Raw genomic sequence first — 15,545 nt, 5'->3', positions numbered from 1 at the left:
CGTGAACTCACGTAGGCGCCCGCCGTCTGTTTCGTGTGTTGGTGTCTGCCCGACCCCGGCAGGGACTAGGCCGACTTGCGGCTGTCCCGCGGATGGATCGCGATGTTCATCGCGCCCGAACGCAGAACTGCCAGACGCTCCTCGAGGACCTCTTCGAGTTCCTCTCGGGTGCGTCGCTCCATCAGCATGTCCCAATGGGTACGCGCGGGCTTGGCCTTCTTCTCTTCCGGGCCGTCGCCGTCAACGAGGAGTGCCTGGGCTCCGCAGACCTTGCACTCCCACTCCGGCGGGATCTCCGCCTCGACCGAGAAGGGCATCTCGAACCGGTGCCCCTTCTCGCATGCGTACTCCACGGCCTGGCGCGGGGCCAGGTCGATGCCGCGGTCCGTCTCGTAGCTGGTCACCACGAGGCGCGTGCCGCGAAGAGCTCGCTCACTCATGAATCGTGCCTCCCGGGCTTGTCGCCCACAGGACAGGTGTCGCTGTCGTCGTCATCCGGTCAACGTCCGGTCGGCGGTAAAGATTCCCGTTCCGGGCAATGCGTCGCCGTCGTAGCCGCCCCTTGTTGTACCCACCGGCGCCCGGTTTGTCACATCTGCTAGCAGATGTCACCCAGCGTTTCGGTATCTTTGACGCGCAGTAACGGTACGCCTGGCAGGCCAAACGCGTACACTACAGCCCTTTCGCCTTGAGTGCTAAATCATCTCGGGAACCGGGTTCCCCGCGTCGTGGATCGCCCGCCGCACCGGAACCCGTGCGAGCAGCGCGAATCCGATGACGAAGAACGCCACCAGCGAGATGATCGCGTCCCGGTAGCTTCCGGTGAGCTGGTAGGTGATGCCGAACAGAAGCGGACCGAGCCAGCTCATACCCCGGTCGCTCATCTCGTACGCGGAGAAGTACTCGGCCTCCTTGCCGGGCGGCACGAGATGGGAGAAGAGGGAGCGGGACAGGGCCTGGCTGCCGCCGAGCACGAGCCCGATGCCGGCGGCGAGCACGAAGAACCACACCGGCGCCCCGGCCGGCAGGAAGTACCCGGCCGCCAGCGTCACCGTCCACGCCACCAGCGAACCCAGGATCGTGCGCTTGGCCCCGTACGTCCGCGCCAGCCGCCCCATGCCCAGCGCGCCCGCCACCGCCAGCACCTGGACCATCAGCACGGCCGTGATCAGCGTGGACTGGCTCAGGCCCAGCTCCTCGGAGCCGTACACCGAGGCCTGCGAGATCACCGTCTGGATGCCGTCGTTGTAGATGAGGTAGGCGAGCAGGAAGGCCAGGGTGAGGGGTTTGCCCCGCATGTCCCGAACGGTCGAGGCCAGCTGCCGCCATCCGTGTACCGCCGGCGCGGCCGACGCCGTACGACGGTCGTGCAGTCGCTTCAGCGGTACGAGGGTGAAGGCGCCCCACCACAGGCCCGCGGACGCCAGACAGATGCGGACCGCCATCGACTCGGAGACGCCGAAGGAGTCATGGGCGGTGAACAGCACCAGGTTCACGATCAGCATCGACGAGCCGGCCGCGTAGCCGAAGGCCCAGCCGCGCGAGGAGACCCGGTCGCGGTCCTCGGGCGGGGCGATCTGCGGCAGGTAGGAGTTGTAGACGACCATCGAGACGGCCACCGAGGCGTTGGCGACGATCAGCAGCAGCCCGCCCAGCAGATACCGGTCGCCCGAAAGGAAGAACAGCCCCGTCGTGGCCGTCGCGCCGAGGTAGGCGCAGGCGGCGAGCAGGGGCTTCTTGCGGCCCGTGCGGTCGGCCGCGGCACCCACCAGGGGCATCACCACGATCGACACGATCACCGACGCGGAGACGCAGTACGCGAAGAACGACCCGGCCCGCACCGGGATGCCCAGCGGGTGCACGAACCCGTCCGCGTCCGCCGCCGACTTCGCGACGGAGGTCAGGTAGGGGCCCAGGAACACCGTGAGCACGCTCGTCGAGTAGACGGAGCAGGCCCAGTCGTAGAAGTACCAGCCGCGCTGCTCGCGCCGCAGGTCGGTGGTGCCCGTCCGCACGGTGTCGGTGGTGCTCACCCGCGCCTCGCTTTTCCGGTGGATGTCCCGCGCGAGGGCGGCGGGTGCGGGTGTCAGGGGTGGGGGACCCAGACGCCGCGGTCCTCCATGACCTTGCGCAACGTGTCGATGTGATCGGTCATGATGCCATCGACTCCCAGATCCAGGAGACGGTGCATGCGCTCGGCCTCGTTGACGGTCCACACGTGCACCTGCAGTCCGCGCGCGTGGGCGGTGCGCACGAAGCGGTGGTCGACGACCTGGATGCCGGACTGCGCCTCGGGCACCTGGGCGGCGACCGCCGAGCGGCGCAGGGCCGCCGGCACGCCCCAGGAGCGCAGCCGCAGGTTGAGCACGCCTCGGGTGCCGTACGACGTCGCCAGGCGCGGGCCGGCCAGGCGCTGGGCGCGGACCACGCGCGCCTCGGAGAACGAGCCCACGCAGATCCGGTCCCAGGCGTTCGTGTGTTCGACGAGTTCCAGGAAGGGCATCAGCGAGGACTCCGCCTTGAGATCGACGTTCCAGCGCACCTCGGGGAAGGTCTCCAGCAGCTCCTCGAACAGCGGAATGGGCTCCTTGCCCCCCACGCGCGCCCGGCTCACCTCCGCCCACGGCAGGTCGGCGATCCGGCCCCCGCCGTCCGACACCCGGTCCAGCGTCGCGTCGTGGAAGGCGACCAGCCGGCCGTCGGCCGTGGTGTGGACGTCGGTCTCGATGTACCGGTAGCCCGCCGCCACCGCCCGCCGGAACTGCAGCAGGGTGTTCTCCAGGCCGTCCGCGGCACCGCCCCGGTGAGCGAAGGCGATCGGACCGGGATGGTCGAGGTAGGGGTGGCGTATCGCTGGGGTCACCGTCGCAGTATGGCTCCCTGCGGTTGCCCGCCGGCAACGACCGTGCTGCCGTCGGATGCCGACGGGACGTCGAACACCCTGAGGAACAGCTGGGCGAGCGGGCCGATCGACAGGGCGTACAGCAGCGTGCCGATGCCGACCGTGCCGCCGAGGACGAACCCCGTTGCCACGACCGCCACTTCGATCGCCGTCCGCATCAGCCTGATCGAGCGGCCCGTACGGCGGTGCAGTCCCGTCATCAGGCCGTCGCGCGGACCCGGACCGAAGCGGGCGGAGATGTAGAGCCCGGTGGCCACGCCGTTGAGCACGATGCCGGCCACGAGAAGGGGGAGGCGTACGGCGAGGGAATGGACGTCGGGGAAGAGGGCGAGCGTGCCGTCCATCGCGATGCCGATCAGGAACACGTTGGAGACGGTGCCGAGCCCCGGGCGCTGGCGGAGCGGTATCCACAGCAGCAGCACCGCCGCGCCCACGATGATCGACACGACGCCGATGGTGAGGCCGGTCAGCCGGGCGAGCCCTTGGTGCAGCACACCCCAGGGTTCGAGTCCCAGGCCCGATCGGACGAGGAGCGCGGAGCTCGTGCCGTACAGCGTGAGCCCGGCGTAGAGCTGGATCAACCGTCGCCCGAAACGGTCCCTGGTGGCCAAGAGATACCCCCTGTGGTCGTGGTGGCCTGGTGCATGCCACCCTGGAGGGTGAGTGGAAACCTCATCCATGGCCAATCCGGGGAAGGTGGACTGATTTCCATGGGGCAGTGGACCTCGGCGATGGGTGCCGCGCAGCTCGCTCGGCTCCTCAAGTCCCAACAGGACCGGCCGGCCGGTCCGGGCACCCGCCGCCCACCCGCCTACCGGGCGCTCGCCGACGGCATCCGCCTGCTGGTCCTGGAGGGCCGCGTCCCGGTTGCCGCCCGGCTGCCCGCCGAGCGCGAGCTGGCCCTCGCCCTGTCCGTCAGCCGCACCACGGTCGCCGCCGCCTACGAGGCATTGCGCACCGAGGGCTTCCTGGAGTCCCGGCGCGGCGCCGGCAGCTGGACGGCCGTACCGGCAGGAAACCCGCTCCCCGCGCGCGGTCTCGAACCCCTTCCGCCCGAGGCCCTGGGATCGATGATCGACCTCGGCTGCGCGGCACTGCCCGCCCCCGAGCCGTGGCTCACCCGGGCCGTCCAGGGAGCCCTGGAGGAACTGCCGCCGTACGCCCACACCCACGGCGACTACCCGGCCGGGCTTCCCGCGCTGCGCTCGATGATCGCCGACCGCTACACCGCGCGCGGGATCCCGACCATGCCCGAGCAGGTCATGGTGACCACCGGTGCCATGGGCGCGATCGACGCGATCTGCCACCTCTTCGCCGGGCGCGGCGAGCGCATCGCCGTCGAGTCGCCGTCGTACGCCAACATCCTGCAGCTGATGCGGGAGGCGGGCGCCCGCCTGGTGCCGGTCGCCATGGCCGAGGGGCTGACCGGCTGGGACCTGGACCGCTGGCGTCAGGTCCTGCGGGACGCGGCCCCGCGGATCGCCTACATCGTCGCCGACTTCCACAACCCGACCGGCGCGCTCGCGGGCGAGGACCAGCGGCGGCAGCTCGTGGAGGCGGCCCGGTCGGCCGGGACGGTGCTGATCGCGGACGAGACGATGAGCGAGCTGTGGCTGGACGAGGGCCTCGACGAGGGGACCATGCCGCGGCCCGTCTGCGCCTTCGACCCCGCCGGGTCCACCGTCATCACCGTCGGATCGGCCAGCAAGGCCTTCTGGGCGGGGATGCGCATCGGCTGGGTGCGGGCGGCGCCGGACGTGATCCGCAGCCTCGTCGCCGCGCGGGCCTACGCCGACCTGGGCACGCCGGTGCTCGAACAGCTCGCCGTGAACTGGCTCTTCAACACGGGGGGCTGGGAGCAGGCCGTGGAGGTGCGGCGCGAGCAGGCCCGGGAGAACCGGGACGCGCTGGTCACCGCGGTACGGCGGGAGCTGCCGGAGTGGGAGTTCGAGGTGCCCCGGGGTGGACTGACCCTGTGGGTGCGCACGGGCGGCCTGTCCGGCTCTCGGCTCGCGGAGGCGGGGGAGCGGGTGGGGGTACGGGTGCCCTCGGGGCCTCGGTTCGGGGTCGACGGCGCCTTCGAGGGGTATGTGCGGCTGCCGTTCACCGTGGGAGGCGCGGTGGCCGACGAGGCGGCCGTGCGGCTCGCGGCGGCGGCGAAGCTGGTGGAGTCGGGGGCATCGGGCGGCGGGGAGACGCCGCGTACGTTCGTGGCGTGAGACGCGCGCACGTTCGTTACGTGAGGTGCGCGGCCTCCCCGCGCCACCCGATGCTCCTGACGGCTCACGAGCTCTCGGCGACCGCGGCCTCCACGGCCTCCACGGGCAACGGCTCGGCCTGGATCGGCTCCGCCTCGACCTGGCCGGTCTCGACGGTCTCCCCGTCGGCCGGCGTCGTCCGCGGGGGCAGCAGCGCGAGCACCGCCTGCCGGTCCGCGTCGCTCGTCGCGTCGTCGTAGGGGTCCGGTGTCGACGGCACCTGCAGGCGGTGCACGGGTCCGGCGCCCAGGCGCGCGTACCCCCGGCCGGGCGGCACCTGCGCCACCGGTGTCGTGTTCGGCGGCTCTCCCAGTACCGACCGCAGCTGCTCGGCGGTGGCGGGTCCGAGCACGACACGCGCGCGCGTGTGCTGCCGTACCGCGTCGCTCAGCGCGTCCGCGCTGTCGAACTGGTCGGCCACCACCACCGTGACGTTGGCCGCGCGGCCGTGCCGGAGGGGGACCTGGAGCAGGGCCTGCGGGTCCTTGCGGCCGTCCGCCGCGGCGAGGTGGGAGAAGGCGGTGGGGCGGTCCAGCAGGAGCCACAGCGGGCGCTTGGTGTCCTCGGGCGGCGGGTGGCCGGCCTGCCGGGCGCGGTTGGCGGCGATGAGCCGGCGTTCCGTCTCGGTGGCCGCCCACTCCAGGCTGGCCGTCGCCCCGGAGAGCCCGCACTCGACGGCGAGGACGCCGTCCCGGCCGGTCAGGCACGCGTACTCGCCGGTGCCGCCGCCTTCGACGATCACGACGTCGCCGTACTGCAGGGCCTGCAGGGCGATCGAGCGCAGCAGGGTCGAGGTGCCGCTGCCCGGCTGGCCCATGACCAGCAGGTGCGGCTCGGTGGATCGGATGCCGGTGCGCCAGACGACCGGCGGGACGTCGCGCTGCTCCTCGCCGTAGCCGAGCGGGAGCGTGCGCTGGACCTGGGTGGGGTCGGTGAAGCCGAGGACCGTCTCGCCCGGTGCCGTCACGAAACGCTGGGCGGCGATGTCGGTGGGCAGCGGGGACAGGACCGTGACGGTCAGCTGGTTGCCCTCCTCGTCCCAGGCGAAGTGGTACTCGCGGCCGCGGCCCGACTTGGCGTGCAGCAGCTGCTCGATCCGGGCGCGGGCCTCGGCCTCGCCGTCCGGGAAGTAGGCGGGGTAGCGGATCACCAGCTCGGTGGTGCGGCCCGTCTGGTCGAACTCGTACGCCGGGAACACCTTCTCCCACTCGCCGCCGTGGGCGTAGAGGGGGTCCGGGTCCTCCGGGGTCGAGAAGTACGGCACCAGGGCCTCGTACAGGGACTTGAGGCGCTGGGTCTGCGACTCGTCGGGGCCGTCGGGCTCCGGCGGCTTGCGGTCACGGCCCTGCCAGGCCGCCGCCGACATCACGACGACGGCGGCGAGCAGCGGCCCGTACGGCACGAGCGCCACGACCAGGACCACCGACGCCGCCAGGAACAGCAGCGGACCGCGCCTGTCCTTGGGTGTCTCGGCCCATCTGCGCCGGCCGGCGGCCGCCAGCCGGCGCAGACCGCGCGTGATCGTGATCAGCGGATGGAGAACGTCGGTGGCGCTGTCGGCCGCCGTCCGGGCCAGCTCCCGGCTCCGGGCGATCTGCGCGCTGCCTGTGCTCAGGATGCGGGGGAGGGGGCGCCGGGCCACTGCTGTCTCCTCAGGGTGCGTACGGGACGGAGGAACGGCGTCAGAACTTGATGCCGCCGAGGAGGCTGGCCAGGCTCTCGCCGCCCGCCTTGATGCTCGGGGCGATCGCCGTACTGGCCAGATAGAAGCCGAAGAGGGCCGAGACCAGCGCGTGCGAGGCCTTCAGGCCGTCCTTGCGGAAGAAGAGGAAGACGATGATGCCGAGCAGGACCACGCCTGAGATGGACAAGATCATTTGAGTTCTCCTGGTTCGCGGGGACAGTCACCATGAGTACTTCCAGGATCACAGGATGTATCCATACGATAAAAGGTGCAACTGGGTGAATTTCGGTGGATTTCCCTCGGATGGCTGAGCCTTGCTGCCCCTGTTGAGCAGGGCATTTGCGTCCGACCGGGTCTGTGGTGATCTTTACCTCCGGCACATCGGGTCATGTGCGGCGCGAGCCAGTACCCTTGCGATTCACCTGAACGGTTGTATGAGAGGCGGTCCGGCCGATGACTGAAGCCCCCGACCCCGAGGTCGTGGAGCTGGCGACCAAGATCTTCGACCTGGCCCGTCAGGGTCCGGCCGAGGCGCTTGTGGCGTACGTCGACGCGGGCGTTCCGGCCAACCTCACCAACGACCGGGGCGACTCGCTCCTCATGCTCGCCGCCTATCACGGGCACGCGGACGCGGTGCGCGAACTGCTCGCCAGGGGCGCCGCCGCCGACGAGATCAACGACCGGGGGCAGACCCCGCTCGCCGGGGCCGTCTTCAAGGGTGAGACGGACGTCATCAAGGCCCTCCTGGAGGGCGGCGCCGACCCCTCCGCGGGCACGCCGTCGGCCGTGGACACCGCTCGGATGTTCGGCCGGACAGAACTGCTCGAATTGTTCGGCGCACACTGATCCGTCTGTTCTGACCAGCGAAAACACAGAAAACGGGGGAGGCGGTACAGGGCCGCCGAAATTTCGGTCGCGGCAGGTCGAACTGCCGAGTCATCATGACGTCGTGATTCACGGACGCGATGGCTGGGCAGGTGATGCCGCACCGCGCGGGCCGTGATGCGGTCCGCATGGGCCACCGACGAGAGGCAGAGGAAAATGGTCTACAGCAAGCAGGAAACGGCGGGCGCCCCGACGTGTTGTCACGCGGCCAGGTGAAGCAGGACCCCCGGTTGCGTCGACGCTTGATGTGAGGCTGTTTCCCATGTTCGAACCGGTCATAGCGCCCAGCGGTACGCTGCTCGGCCTGCTTCAGCGGGGCCGCGGCGACGGAACACTGCACGCGCTCACCGCGCCGCGCGCCGAAGCGCTCGCGGCTCTCAACCACTGTGTACTGCGCGACCCACGCCACGACTGGCAGGTGGAGAACCGCTCCCTCTACTACGCCCGTCTCTACCTCGACCTGCACGGCGAGCTGGACGAGATCGAAGCCCACCTCTTCGACGTCGAGGACACCTTCGACACCGAGGAGTCACGCACGGGCCTGGCCCTCGCGGTCCTCGGCCATCTCGCCTCCTACGGCCGGCGGGACGCGCTCCAACTGCTGCGCAGGTACGCCGCCTCCGGCTCCAACTGGGCCTGGGCCCTGGACGAGCTGGCCCTGCGGGACGACGACGCCGGTCTGCGATCCCTGGCCGCGCCCGTTCTCGCCCGCTTCGCCACCGACGCCGAGGGCGAGGCCGAGCTGGCCGCCGCCGTGCGGGACGCCTTCGAGCCCCGGCCCTGGCGGCTGTGGGCCGAGGATTCCCGCGAATCGATCGCCACGCGCGTGCGTGCCGCCCACGAGGCCGGCTGCTTCGACCGCTGGCAACGGCAGATGCGACCGACCGGGCCCCGTCCGGGGTGGAGCGTGCAGGCCGTCTTCGAGTGGGCCCAACAGGGCTTCGAGCGGGGCGCGGCCCTGCACGTGCCCGCCGCCCGCTGTCTGGTCGCCGTCGCGGGCCCCGAGGACCGGCCGGAGATCGTCCGGGCCGCCGAGGACGGCTTCGACGGGGCGCGCTGCACCGCCCTGCGCTACCTCGCCGACGGCAACGATCCCGACGCCCTCGACCTGATCGAGGGCGCTGTGGCAACGGGCTCACCGGCCGTCGTGGAGGCCGCCGTGGGCGCCTTCGAACGGATGCGGAGCATCGCCGCCGTCGACCGGGCCCGCGGCTGGGCCCACCGCCCCGACCCACTGGGCGCCGCCGCCGGTCGCATGCTCGCCTGCCGCGGCGGAGTCGAGGACAAGGACCTGGTCCTCGGCGCACTGCGGGAAGCGGTACGCGGTGAGGGCCCCGACGCCCCCACCCTGTGGACGCTCGTGGACGGCACCGGCCGGCTCGGCATCGCCTGCGCCGCCCCCGTCCTGCGCCACATCTATCGCGAGACCGCCTCCTCCCACCTGCGTGGCCGGGCCGCCCGGGCTCTCGCCGCGACCGATCCCTCCTTCCCCGCCGGCTTCGCCGTCGAATGCCTCTGGGACTGCGAGGAGTCCACCCGCGAGATCGCCGCCCGGCACGCCGAGACCGGCGACGCCCGGGTCGTCGAACAACTCCGCCGCCTCGCCGCCGATCCGGCCGAGGAGGCCGAGGTCCAGACGGCGGTACGCAGCCGGATCGCGCCGGAGGGGCCTGTCGTGTGAGGGAGGCCGGGCTGAGCGGGGGCCGTGTGAGGCCGGCCCGAGGGGCGGTTGTGTGAGGCCGGGCCGAGTGGTTCTCGTGTGAGGCCGGCCCGAGTGGCCGCGTGGGATTGCCCCGAGCGGGGGCCGTGTGAGGCCGTGCCCGAGTGGGTCGTGTGAGGCCGTATCCGAGGGCTGTCGTGTGAGGTTGGCCCGAGTGGCCGCGTGAGATCGCCCCGAGCCGGGGCCGTGCGAGGCCGTATCCGGGTGGCGGTCGTGTGAGGCGGGCCCGGGTGGCCGCGTGAGATCGTCCCGAGCGGGGGCCGTGTGGGGCCGTACCCGAGGGTGGGCTGTGTGAGGTCGCCCCGAGCCGGGGCCGCGTGAGGCCGTATCCGAGCGGCGGTAGTGTGAGGCGCGCCCGGGTGGGCCGTGTGAGATCGCCCCGCGCGGTGGCTATGTGAGGCCGCCCCGGGCGGCGAAAACCGGGCAGTCCCGGTTCTGGGGAGGCCCGCCCCGGACCGTGACGTCGGGTGGTGGCAAGGGCGTCGGGTGAACGAGGGATGGCCTGCGGGTCAGGCGGTCATGGACGTGGTCTGACCTGCTCGGGTGTGCGAAGGAACGCTCACGGGACGTTCATCGTTCGCAAAGATCCACGTTGACGCGGCCACGTCCGGCACGGCGAGAACACCGGTATGCGTGTCGTCATCGTGACCGAATCCTTTCCCCCCGATGTGAACGGCGTGGCCCACTGCGCGCTCCAGACCGCCCGGCACCTCGTAGATCGCGGTCACCATCCGCTCGTCGTCGCCCCGGCCGGCACCGCTCTGCTCGGCCGGGCCGGGACCGGGCCCGACGCCCAGGCGCCGTGCCCCGTCGTCCGTGTCCCCTCCCTCCCGCTCCCGGGCTACCCCCAGGTCCGTGTCGCCCTGCCCAGCCGGCGCCTCGCCGCCGCCGTCGTCGAGCACCGGGCCGACATCGTGCACCTGGCCAGCCCCTTCGTCCTCGGCGTCCGCGGCATGGCCGCCGCCGCCCGGCTCGGCATCCCCGCCGTGGCCGTCTACCAAACCGACCTGGCCGGGTACGCCCGCACCTACATGGGCGCCGGCGAGGCCGCGGCCTGGCGGCGCATCCGGTCCGTCCACGCCGCCGCCGACCTCACCCTCGCCCCCTCCAGCGCCTCCCTGCGCGACCTCGAAGCCCACGAGGTCCCCCGGGTCAAGCTGTGGCCGCGCGGTGTCGACACCGTCCGGTTCCGTCCCGGCCTGCGCGATCCGGACCTGCGCCGCGAACTCGCCCCGAACGGCGAGCTGATCGTCGGCTACGTCGGCCGGCTCGCCCCCGAGAAGCACGTCGAGCTCCTGTCCGGAGTGTGCGGACTCGAAGGCGTGCGGGTCGTGGTCGTCGGTGACGGCCCGAGCGCGCCGAGCCTGACCGAGGCGCTGCCGGGCGCGGTCTTCCTCGGCCGCCGTACCGGCGACGAACTCGCCCGGATCTACGCCTCCCTGGACGTCTTCGCGCACACCGGCCCGTTCGAGACCTTCTGCCAGACCGTGCAGGAGGCCATGGCCAGCGGCGTCCCGGTCGTCGCCCCCGCCGCCGGCGGACCGCTCGACCTGGTCGCCCACGAACGCACCGGACTGCTGGTGCCGCCGCACGACGCGGACGCCGTCCGCGACGCGGTGAAGTCCCTGATCGCCGATCCCGAGCGGCGCTTCGTGTTCGGGGCCACCGCCCGCGCCACGGTCGAGGGACGCACCTGGGCGGCCGTCGGCGACCAGCTGATCGGGCACTACGCGGACGTGCTCGCCGCCCGGAAGAAGACGGCGGTGGCGGCATGACCTCGCTGCGGATCGTCCGGCTGGCCAACTTCGTCGCGCCCGCCTCCGGCGGACTGCGCACCGCCCTGCGCGAACTCGGCAAGGGCTACCGGGCGGCTGGACACGAGCCCGTGCTCATCGTCCCCGGCGCACGCGCCGACGACCGCGACACCGAACAGGGCCGCGTCATCACCCTGCCCGGGCCGCTGCTCCCCGGTACGGGCGGCTATCGCGTGCTGACCGACAAGCGGCGGGTCGCCGCCCTGCTGGAGGAACTGGCGCCGGACCGGCTGGAGGTCTCCGACCGGACGACCCTCAGGTGGACCGGCAAGTGGGCCCGGCGGCACCGGGTGCCCGCCGTGATGGTCTCCCACGAGACCGCCGACGGCGTGCTGCGCACCTGGGGCCTGTCCGAGGGCGCCGCCCGGCGCGCCGCGGACGCCCTCAACATCCGTACGGCGCACACCTACGCGCGCGTGGTGTGCACGACCGAGTTCGCCGAGCGGGAGTTCGTGCGGATCGGCGCCCGCAACGTCGTACGGGCACCGCTGGGGGTCGACCTGGTGGAACGGCGTCCCGCGCTGCGCGACGTGGGGCTGCGGGCACAGTACGCGCGCGCGACCGAGACACTGCTCGTGACCTGCACACGGCTGTCCGTGGAGAAACGGCCCGGCACGGCCCTGGACGCCCTGGAGGCGCTGCTCCGCCGAGGCCGTCCGGCGGTGCTGGTCGTCGCCGGCGACGGGCCGCTGCGGGCGCGGCTCGAACTGCGGGCGCGCGAGCGCCGGTTGCCGGTGACCTTCCTCGGGCACGTCTCGGACCGGGCGAGGCTCGGCGCGCTGCAGGCCTCGGCCGACGTGTGCCTGGCTCCCGGGCCCGCCGAGACGTTCGGTCTGGCCGCGCTGGAGGCGATGGCCTGCGCGACGCCCGTCGTGGTGAGCGCGTCGTCGGCGCTGCCGGAGGTCATCGGCTCCGCGGGGGCCGTCGCGGCGGACAACGGGGAGGCGTTCGCGGACGCCGTGGACACACTGCTCCAACTCCCGGAAGGGGAACGGCGCGACGCGGCACGCGCGCGTGCGGAGTGCTTCGGGTGGAACGCGGCCGTGGACGCGTTCCTCGCCGCACACGACGCGACGGTACCGACGCGTCGCTTCGTCCCCGGGGGCGTGGCATGAGAGCCACGCGTTTCGTCGCCCTCGGGGACTCCCTGACCGAGGGCGTGGGCGACCCGGCCGGGGACGGGTGGCGCGGCTGGGCCGCGCTGCTCGCCGGCGGACTCGCCGACGCGGACGTCGAGTTCACCAACCTGGCGGTCAGCGGGGCGCAGACCCGGGAGGTGCTGGAGGTCCAGACGCCGGCCGGTCTCGTCCTGGAACCGGACCTGGTGTCCGTGGTGATCGGGGTCAACGACACTTTGCGCCGCACGTTCGACATCCACGCCGTCGCCGAACGACTGGACCAGGTGTACGCCGCCTTCGCCGCGCGGGGCGCGACCCTGCTCACCGCCTGTCTGCCCGATCCCGGCTCGATGCTCGGGCTGCCGGGCTCCCTGGCCCGTCCGCTGGCCAGACGGCAGCGGGCGGTCAACCAGGTGGTCCACGTGCTGTCCGAGCGCTACGGGGCGGTGCATCTGCACGCGGCCGAGGCCGACTGGATCACGGACCGCGCCATGTGGAGCGCTGACCGGCTGCACCCCGGCGAGCGGGGACACCGGCAGCTGGCGGTGCGCTTCCACGCGCTGCTCGCGGAGGCGGGCCTCGCGACGGGGGCCGCGCCAGCGCCCGAGCCGGAGCATCCCGCCCCCACCAGGTCGGCGAGCCTGTGGTGGCTGGCCACGGCGGGGACCGCCTGGGTGGCGCGGCGATGCACCGATCTGCTGCCGCAGCTGCTTCGGCTGGCCGCCGATGAGGTGCGGCACGGGGTGCGGGGGACGAGCGCGCGGCTGGATCTGCGGGCAGCGGCCGCCGTTTCGGCGGCGCTGGCCGGGGTGTCGGTCGTGGAGCAGGCGGACGTCGTGTGAACCGCACGGGTCCCTGCGGGTTCGGTGCGGCTGGTCGCGCGGTTCCCCGCGCCCCTTTCGGGGGCTTAGCGCGCGGGTTTCCCCACGAAGCGGACCGGGGTGCCCGGTGTCGCCTGGGCGGCGGCCGGGAGGTCCTGGGCCCGGACGACCGCGATCACGGGGTAGCCCCCGGTGGTCGGGTGGTCGGACAGGAAGACCACCGGTCTGCCGTCGGGCGGCACTTGGACGGCGCCCAGAACCATGCCCTCGCTGGGGAGTTCGCCGGGACGGGCTCGCTCCAGGGCGGGCCCCTCCGTGCGCAGGCCGATGCGGTTGCTCGCCGGGGACACCCGGTAGGTGCGGGACGTGAAGGCGCGCAGTGCCGCCTGCGTGAACCAGTCGTCGCGCGGACCGAGCGTCACCCTCAGGACGAGTTCGGCCGGTGGCGCCGGCTGCGGGGCGGCGTCCACGCGCGCGTGCAGGGCCCCCGGCGTGCCCAGGGGCAGCACCGTGCCGTCCGTGAGCGGCGGCGGGCCCAGACCCGACAGCAGGTCCGTGGAACGGCTCCCCAGCACCGGGTCGACGGCGACGCCCCCGGAGACGGCGACGTAGCTGCGTACACCCGAGACGACGGTGCCGACGTCCAGGAGGGCACCGGCGGGGACGCGTACGGGCGCGCCCCAGGCCACCGGGCGGCCCTCCACCGTCACCGGGCAGGGCGCGCCCCCGACCGCCACCGTGACCGCCGAACGCGGCCGTACGGAGCAGCCGTTGACCGTGGTCTCCAGGACGGCGGCGCCGGGCGGATTGCCGACGAGACGGTTGACGAGCCCCGCCGCGGGGCCGTCGAGCGCCCCGGAGCGCGGCACACCGAGGTGGGCGTGGCCCGGGCGGCCCCCGTCCTGGACGGTGGTCAGGGCGCCGGCGCGTACGACGACGAGCGCACGGTCCGTCATGAGCGCCCCACCGGGACGAACCGCACGCGCGTGCCGGGAGACAGCAGCGCGGCCGGCACGCGCGCGTGGTCCCACAGGACCGCGTCCGTACTGCCGATCAGCTGCCAGCCGCCGGGGGAGGAGCGCGGGTACACGCCCGTGTAGGGGCCCGCGAGCGCCACGGCGCCCGCTGGGACGGCCGTGCGCGGGGTGGCCCGGCGCGGGACGTCGTAGTGCCGCGGCAGGCCGGTCAGGTAGCCGAATCCGGGGGCGAACCCGCAGAAGGCGACGCTGAACTCGGTGTCGGCGTGGATGCGGGCCACCTCGCGGGTGTCGACGCCCCAGTGCGCGGCCACGTCCGCCAGGTCGGGACCGTCGTAGCGCACCGGGATCTCGACCGCCTCACGCGCGCGTGGGGGAGCGGGGGGAACCTCGGCGGCCGTCAGTTCGGCGGTGAGGCGGACCGGGTCGTCCACGCCGTCCAGGAGGACCGTGCGGGCGGCGGGGACGATCTCGCGGGCCGACAGCGCCCCTTCGGCGCGGCGGCGCAGCAACTCGGCGTGCAGCGCCTGCGCCTCCTCCCCGGAGGCCACCTCGACCAGGACGGCGCGTTCGCCGACGGGCAGCACCCTCATGCGAAGGCCTCCACCCGGACGCCGGAGGCCTGCAGGCGCTCCCGCACCAGCCGGGCCAGTTCGACCGCGCCCGGAGTGTCGCCGTGCAGGCACAGGGAACGCGCGCGTACCTCCACGCGCGCCCCGGAGCGCGCGTCGACCACGCCGTCGCGGGCCAGGCCGACCGAGCGCTCAACGACCGTCTCCGGGTCGGTCACCACGGCGCCTTCGTGGGTGCGCGGCACCAGCGTGCCCTCCTCGGTGTACGCGCGGTCGGCGAACGCCTCGGTGACGGCCGGGAGACCGGCCTTCTCGGCGTACTCCAGCAGCCGCGAGCCGGGCAGACCCAGCACGGGCAGCGTGGCGTCGGCGAGCCGGACGCCGTCGACGACCGCGCCGGCCTGTTCCTCGTCGCGCACCACGCGGTTGTAGAGCGCGCCGTGCGGTTTGACGTACGACACGCGCGTGCCCGCCGCGCGTGCGAAGACCTCCAGGGCGCCGATCTGGTAGGCCACTTCGGCCGCCAGTTCGGCGGGCGGCACGTCCATCGCCCGCCGCCCGAAGCCGGCCAGGTCCCGGTAGGAGACCTGGGCGCCGATCCGGACGCCGCGCTCGGCCGCGAGCTCGCACACGCGCCGCATGGTGGCCGCGTCGCCGGCGTGGAAGCCGCAGGCCACGTTGGCGCTGGTGACGACGGACAGCAGCCGCTCGTCGTCGGTGAGCTGCCAGCGGCCGAAGCCCTCGCCGAGGTCGGCGTTCAGATCGATCGAGGTCATGGTCCTTCGTGTCTCGTC

General features: G+C 73.1%; 15 protein-coding genes. 6 read left to right on the top strand and 9 right to left on the bottom strand.

Annotated elements, in window-relative coordinates; all coding sequences use genetic code 11:
- Positions 1-65: 65 nt before the first annotated feature.
- The 4 genes from ACIGDI_RS21740 to ACIGDI_RS21725 form a co-directional block, all read right to left on the bottom strand.
- The gene (locus ACIGDI_RS21740) at positions 66-440 is read right to left on the bottom strand and encodes an RNA polymerase-binding protein RbpA (RefSeq protein ID WP_010046329.1); all 375 of its coding nucleotides are present in this window, start codon (positions 438-440) and stop codon (positions 66-68) included.
- 255 nt (positions 441-695) lie between these two features.
- A complete protein-coding gene (locus ACIGDI_RS21735; RefSeq protein ID WP_399899017.1) occupies positions 696-2,033 on the bottom strand; it encodes an MFS transporter in 1,338 nt (445 codons plus the stop codon).
- A 53-nt stretch (positions 2,034-2,086) separates the two neighbouring features.
- The gene (locus ACIGDI_RS21730) at positions 2,087-2,863 is read right to left on the bottom strand and encodes a glycerophosphodiester phosphodiesterase (RefSeq protein WP_399899014.1); all 777 of its coding nucleotides are present in this window, start codon (positions 2,861-2,863) and stop codon (positions 2,087-2,089) included.
- Entirely contained in the window at positions 2,860-3,582 is a 723-nt protein-coding gene (locus ACIGDI_RS21725) for a YitT family protein (protein WP_399899011.1), read from the bottom strand. Before ACIGDI_RS21725 ends, ACIGDI_RS21730 begins: the two co-directional genes overlap by 4 nt.
- A gap of 30 nt (positions 3,583-3,612) precedes the next feature.
- On the opposite strand from ACIGDI_RS21725, the gene ACIGDI_RS21720 reads away from it, so the two are divergent.
- Entirely contained in the window at positions 3,613-5,121 is a 1,509-nt protein-coding gene (locus tag ACIGDI_RS21720) for a PLP-dependent aminotransferase family protein (RefSeq protein WP_399899008.1), read from the top strand.
- 64 nt (positions 5,122-5,185) lie between these two features.
- On the opposite strand, the gene ACIGDI_RS21715 is transcribed toward ACIGDI_RS21720, so the two are convergent.
- Together ACIGDI_RS21715 and ACIGDI_RS21710 are read right to left on the bottom strand one after the other, a co-directional pair.
- Positions 5,186-6,802, bottom strand: coding sequence for a hypothetical protein (locus tag ACIGDI_RS21715; RefSeq protein ID WP_399899006.1), 1,617 nt, complete (start codon positions 6,800-6,802; stop codon positions 5,186-5,188).
- 40 nt (positions 6,803-6,842) lie between these two features.
- On the bottom strand, positions 6,843-7,037 hold the full coding sequence (locus ACIGDI_RS21710) for a hypothetical protein (protein WP_016434155.1): 195 nt from the start codon (positions 7,035-7,037) through the stop codon (positions 6,843-6,845).
- Positions 7,038-7,297: 260 nt separating this feature from the next.
- Here ACIGDI_RS21710 and ACIGDI_RS21705 point away from each other — a divergent pair, with 260 nt between their 5' ends.
- The 5 genes from ACIGDI_RS21705 to ACIGDI_RS21685 all read left to right on the top strand — a co-directional run bounded on the left by ACIGDI_RS21705 (position 7,298) and on the right by ACIGDI_RS21685 (position 13,223).
- Entirely contained in the window at positions 7,298-7,690 is a 393-nt protein-coding gene (locus ACIGDI_RS21705) for an ankyrin repeat domain-containing protein (protein ID WP_058926571.1), read from the top strand.
- A 301-nt stretch (positions 7,691-7,991) separates the two neighbouring features.
- Entirely contained in the window at positions 7,992-9,410 is a 1,419-nt protein-coding gene (locus ACIGDI_RS21700; RefSeq protein ID WP_399899002.1) for a HEAT repeat domain-containing protein, read from the top strand.
- A gap of 668 nt (positions 9,411-10,078) precedes the next feature.
- Positions 10,079-11,224: a glycosyltransferase family 4 protein gene (locus ACIGDI_RS21695; protein WP_399898999.1), complete on the top strand. Its 1,146-nt coding sequence runs from the start codon at positions 10,079-10,081 to the stop codon at positions 11,222-11,224.
- Positions 11,221-12,378, top strand: a complete 1,158-nt coding sequence (locus ACIGDI_RS21690) for a glycosyltransferase (RefSeq protein WP_399898996.1) — start codon at positions 11,221-11,223, stop codon at positions 12,376-12,378. Before ACIGDI_RS21695 ends, ACIGDI_RS21690 begins: the two co-directional genes overlap by 4 nt.
- A complete protein-coding gene (locus tag ACIGDI_RS21685) occupies positions 12,375-13,223 on the top strand; it encodes an SGNH/GDSL hydrolase family protein (protein WP_399898993.1) in 849 nt (282 codons plus the stop codon). The genes ACIGDI_RS21690 and ACIGDI_RS21685 overlap by 4 nt, the downstream gene beginning before the upstream one ends.
- Before the next feature lie 65 nt (positions 13,224-13,288).
- Here the strand turns inward: ACIGDI_RS21685 and ACIGDI_RS21680 are convergent, their stop codons facing one another.
- The 3 genes from ACIGDI_RS21680 to ACIGDI_RS21670 are packed head-to-tail and all read right to left on the bottom strand — an operon-like array spanning position 13,289 to position 15,527.
- Positions 13,289-14,158 (bottom strand): biotin-dependent carboxyltransferase family protein, encoded by an 870-nt coding sequence (locus tag ACIGDI_RS21680; protein WP_399898990.1) that lies wholly within the window; start codon positions 14,156-14,158, stop codon positions 13,289-13,291.
- Positions 14,155-14,772 (bottom strand): allophanate hydrolase subunit 1, encoded by a 618-nt coding sequence (locus ACIGDI_RS21675; protein WP_390627888.1) that lies wholly within the window; start codon positions 14,770-14,772, stop codon positions 14,155-14,157. Before ACIGDI_RS21675 ends, ACIGDI_RS21680 begins: the two co-directional genes overlap by 4 nt.
- Positions 14,769-15,527: a LamB/YcsF family protein gene (locus ACIGDI_RS21670; RefSeq protein WP_399898986.1), complete on the bottom strand. Its 759-nt coding sequence runs from the start codon at positions 15,525-15,527 to the stop codon at positions 14,769-14,771. The genes ACIGDI_RS21675 and ACIGDI_RS21670 overlap by 4 nt, the downstream gene beginning before the upstream one ends.
- Positions 15,528-15,545 lie beyond the last annotated feature (18 nt).

Source organism: Streptomyces sp. NPDC085900 (assembly GCF_044540925.1).
Classification (GTDB): Bacteria; Actinomycetota; Actinomycetes; order Streptomycetales; family Streptomycetaceae; genus Streptomyces; species Streptomyces gilvifuscus.
Note: the sequence above shows the minus strand (reverse complement) of the source record. Positions and strands in the feature narration are given on the sequence as shown.

What these genes read in the sequence shown, in the direction of transcription:
- ACIGDI_RS21740 (WP_010046329.1), bottom strand. Translation starts at nt 440, where the DNA reads ATGAGTGAGCGAGCTCTTCGCGGCACGCGCCTCGTGGTGACCAGCTAC.
- ACIGDI_RS21725 (WP_399899011.1), bottom strand. Translation starts at nt 3,582, where the DNA reads ATGGATGAGGTTTCCACTCACCCTCCAGGGTGGCATGCACCAGGCCAC.
- ACIGDI_RS21720 (WP_399899008.1), top strand. Translation starts at nt 3,613, where the DNA reads ATGGGGCAGTGGACCTCGGCGATGGGTGCCGCGCAGCTCGCTCGGCTC.
- ACIGDI_RS21710 (WP_016434155.1), bottom strand. Translation starts at nt 7,037, where the DNA reads ATGATCTTGTCCATCTCAGGCGTGGTCCTGCTCGGCATCATCGTCTTC.
- ACIGDI_RS21705 (WP_058926571.1), top strand. Translation starts at nt 7,298, where the DNA reads ATGACTGAAGCCCCCGACCCCGAGGTCGTGGAGCTGGCGACCAAGATC.
- ACIGDI_RS21700 (WP_399899002.1), top strand. Translation starts at nt 7,992, where the DNA reads ATGTTCGAACCGGTCATAGCGCCCAGCGGTACGCTGCTCGGCCTGCTT.
- ACIGDI_RS21695 (WP_399898999.1), top strand. Translation starts at nt 10,079, where the DNA reads ATGCGTGTCGTCATCGTGACCGAATCCTTTCCCCCCGATGTGAACGGC.
- ACIGDI_RS21690 (WP_399898996.1), top strand. Translation starts at nt 11,221, where the DNA reads ATGACCTCGCTGCGGATCGTCCGGCTGGCCAACTTCGTCGCGCCCGCC.
- ACIGDI_RS21685 (WP_399898993.1), top strand. Translation starts at nt 12,375, where the DNA reads ATGAGAGCCACGCGTTTCGTCGCCCTCGGGGACTCCCTGACCGAGGGC.
- ACIGDI_RS21680 (WP_399898990.1), bottom strand. Translation starts at nt 14,158, where the DNA reads ATGACGGACCGTGCGCTCGTCGTCGTACGCGCCGGCGCCCTGACCACC.
- ACIGDI_RS21675 (WP_390627888.1), bottom strand. Translation starts at nt 14,772, where the DNA reads ATGAGGGTGCTGCCCGTCGGCGAACGCGCCGTCCTGGTCGAGGTGGCC.
- ACIGDI_RS21670 (WP_399898986.1), bottom strand. Translation starts at nt 15,527, where the DNA reads ATGACCTCGATCGATCTGAACGCCGACCTCGGCGAGGGCTTCGGCCGC.